Origin of the sequence: Mesorhizobium sp. M1A.F.Ca.IN.020.06.1.1 (assembly GCF_004023265.1) — a bacterium.
Taxonomy (GTDB): Bacteria; Pseudomonadota; Alphaproteobacteria; order Rhizobiales; family Rhizobiaceae; genus Mesorhizobium.
Map to the genome: position 1 here is coordinate 1 of NZ_RZSR01000737.1, position 3,066 is coordinate 3,066.

The 3,066-nt window shown below is 63.5% G+C and carries 4 protein-coding genes, 1 pseudogene and 1 riboswitch; of the genes and pseudogenes, 1 reads left to right on the top strand and 4 read right to left on the bottom strand.

The annotated features are described in order from the left end of the window. The 3 genes from EOA60_RS26040 to EOA60_RS26050 all read right to left on the bottom strand — a co-directional run. On the bottom strand, window positions 1-321 hold a 321-nt coding region (locus EOA60_RS26040), incomplete at its 3' end, for a CbtA family protein (protein WP_206628239.1). A gap of 15 nt (window positions 322-336) precedes the next feature. Then, window positions 337-516: a CbtB domain-containing protein gene (locus EOA60_RS26045; RefSeq protein WP_066999556.1), complete on the bottom strand. Its 180-nt coding sequence runs from the start codon at window positions 514-516 to the stop codon at window positions 337-339. Window positions 517-552: 36 nt separating this feature from the next. Further along, window positions 553-751: riboswitch (cobalamin riboswitch) on the bottom strand. A gap of 70 nt (window positions 752-821) precedes the next feature. Continuing rightward, window positions 822-1,508, bottom strand: a complete 687-nt coding sequence (locus EOA60_RS26050; protein ID WP_095825697.1) for a gamma-glutamylcyclotransferase — start codon at window positions 1,506-1,508, stop codon at window positions 822-824. A 141-nt stretch (window positions 1,509-1,649) separates the two neighbouring features. On the opposite strand from EOA60_RS26050, the gene EOA60_RS26055 reads away from it, so the two are divergent. Next, on the top strand, window positions 1,650-2,849 hold the full coding sequence (locus tag EOA60_RS26055; protein ID WP_127215867.1) for an aromatic ring-hydroxylating dioxygenase subunit alpha: 1,200 nt from the start codon (window positions 1,650-1,652) through the stop codon (window positions 2,847-2,849). Here EOA60_RS26055 and EOA60_RS26060 read toward each other — a convergent pair. Continuing rightward, window positions 2,818-3,066, bottom strand: a pseudogene (locus EOA60_RS26060) (MFS transporter); the annotation flags it as partial. The gene EOA60_RS26055 and the pseudogene EOA60_RS26060 overlap by 32 nt on opposite strands.

Genomic DNA, 3,066 nt, shown 5'->3' on the forward strand with positions numbered 1-3,066 from the left:
CAGGTTTGCGACAACGTTGAAGGCGAAGCGCTCGAAGCCGTCGGCCGGAGCCCAGCCCTCGTCCTCGGTCGGAGCCGCCGCTTCCGTCGACGCAGGAGCGGCGCTGCTCATCGCATTGCCCGCCGGTTCGGCCGAGCTCATGGCAGCGCTAGTTCCAGTGTTGGCGGCATGGTCGTGGTGATGACCGCCGCCCGCCTTTTCATAGACTTCCGCTTTGAGGATCAGCGGCACGGTCGCATAGGCCTGCATGCAGGCAAGCGCGATGCCCGCCACGAGCCCTGCGATCGCCGCGACGAACACGACGTTGCGAAACAGATTCATGATATCGGGCCTTCGTCAGTGGCAGGGAAAAGCCATCGAGTGACGATAGTCGTGGGCAGCGTTGTGGACCGCATCGATGTGCGAGAAGCCGACAAAACCGACGACGAAAATGCCGAGCAGCGCGGCGAGAGCCAGCTGCATGATGCGCGACTGCGAGGAGACGGAGGCGCCGAGGGCGACGGAAGCGGTATTCATGTCTTGTCCTTTCGCCCTCCACCCGAGGGCATCGAAGTCAACTTTCCTGTCGCCGGCAGGTCTCCTGGCTCGCGGATTCGCACCCTTCCCCACCTTCCCGAGGACAAACCTCAGTGGTCTATGGAGAGGACTACCGCACACAGTTGCGGGGGCAGCCACGGCTTAGGGCAAAGACTCCACCCTCACCGCATTCCCTCTTGGCTCCAAAAACGGAACCGACGACGCCAGCGACTATAGGCAGAATCGTCGCGACCGGCAAACCAAATTCCGTCACGCCGCAGCGTGATTGCGGCACCGGTTTCGGACTAAGATCCGGCGATCCGCTCGGCGACGAGCTTCTGCAATCGCCACAAATGGCGGTCGTGAATACCGCGCTGTTCGAGGTTCTTCACCGTGTTGTAGAGATAGTCGGCGCCTGAACCCCAGTGGCCGCACGAGGTCGCCAGCCTTTCGACCACCTCGTCTTCGTTGAGTGGGCCGGCATAGGTCGTGCCTTTGCGATTGATGACGAAGGCAAGCGCTCTCAACGGCCCCTTGTCGGTTGCGAGTTGCAGCAGGCGCGGCCGGTAGCTGGTCGGCTTCAGCGTCATCTCGCGGCGAAAAAGCCTGTCCAGCGCCTGCCGGCGGTCACCACCGTTCAGGCGGAAAGCAACGCCCTTGCATTGGCCGCCACGATCCAGCGCCATCATCAGGCCGGGGCTTTGCTTGGTGCCGCGCCAGCGCGTCATCTTCATGCAGAAGGAGCGATGCCAGCCGCGAGCCACGGCGACGCGCTCCTCAAAATGCTCGATTTCCGGTTTCCAGATCAGCGAGCCGTAGCCGAACAGCCAGAGAGGCTCGGTTGCAGGTAGCTCGGCCTCGAATGCATCCAGCATGGCTTCATAGTCGCTGTCCACGAGATGCTCGGCATCCGGGTCGGGCCCCGGGTCATCGACCGCGCGAAAACAGCGGGCGACCAGTTCCACGGTCAGCGACATCGTTCTTGCAGGCATACTTTGCAATCCTGGGCAGCCGGCGAAACCGCAGGCGATTACGAAGTGACCTTAAGGGCAGCACCCGGAAGCGACAATGGCCGCGCAATTGACAACGGTCCTGCCCGGGTGTCGGCTGTCATCAGCCAAGGGGAGCCGCTCATGCAGCCAAATCCTAGCGAACACAGCCGCTACAATGGCCTCACCAGCCTCGAGCCGACGTTGCCTGCAAGCGCCTATCGGGAAGCCGACGCTTACCGGCTCGATCTCGAAGCGATCTGGTATCGGAGCTGGCTCATGGTTTGCCGCGAAGCCGATCTCGCGGAACCTCTTGCCTTTCGAACCGCGCGTATCGGCTCGCAGGAGGTCGTCGTGCTGCGCGACGAGGCCGGGAGCTTGCGCGCCTTCCACAACACCTGCCGGCATCGCGGCTCGCAGCTCTGCCTGGAAAGCGAAGGGCGGCTGAAGGCAAGGCTGCTCACCTGCCCCTACCACGCCTGGTCCTATTCGCTGCGCGGCGATCTCGTCCGTGTCCCATCGAAATCGCTGCCCGAAGGCTTCGACAAGGAAAATTATCCGCTCTACCGGGTGGCGCTGTCAGTGTGGCGCGGCTTCGTCTTCATCAATCTCGCAGAGGATCCCGATGGCTCGGGGGAAGCCTCCTTCGACTCCGCCTCCCGCGATCTTTCGAACTGGCCGCTGGAGACGCTCGTCCCCGGGCACCGGCTCACCAAGGTGATGAACTGCAACTGGAAAATCTTCTGGGAGAACTTCAACGAATGCCTGCATTGCCCGGGCGTGCACAAGGACCTGTCGCGGCTGGTGCCGATCTATGGGCGCGGCCTGATGGCGAGGCATGACGATCCGGAATGGGCGCGCTATGCGGATAATGATGCTCCGGAGTTTTCCGGCGGCCTACGCGCCGGCGCCGAGACCTGGTCGCGCGACGGACGCGTCCATGGGCCGGTCTTTGCCGGGCTGACGCCGGCCGAGCGAGCCGCCGGCCAGACCTACGCTACCTCGCTGCCCTCGATGTTCGTCGTCGGCCATGTCGACTATGTCCGCACGGTGCGTCTCGCCCCGCTCGGGCCGGAGCAGACGGAACTCACCGCCGAATGGCTGTTCGCGCCCGATGCCCTGGCACAAACCGATATCGACAACATCGTCGCCTTCGGCGCGCAGGTGCTGGAGGAGGACGCCGCGATCTGCGAGATCAACCAGAAGGGCATGCACTCGATCCGCCACCAGGCCGGCGTGCTGATGCCCGAGGAGTACGATTTGCGCCGCTTCCACGAGTGGGTGCGTGGGCGCCATGCCGCGTTGCAGCCGGTCAAAACGACTTCGGCAGATAGCGCCAGGTGAAGAAGCCACAGAAGGCGGCCAACAGGCCGAGCGTGACGAACACCGAGCCGAGACCGAAGAAGGAGAGCACCACCGAATAGACCAGCGGCGGCGTCAGCTCGGAGAAATCGAGATAGGTTCGGTAGACAGCCGCCATCTGCGCTCGTTCATAGGAACGCACTGAGCGCATGAAGGCTGTCGAGCCCAGCGCGTCGAGCGCAATGGTGAACAAGGCGCC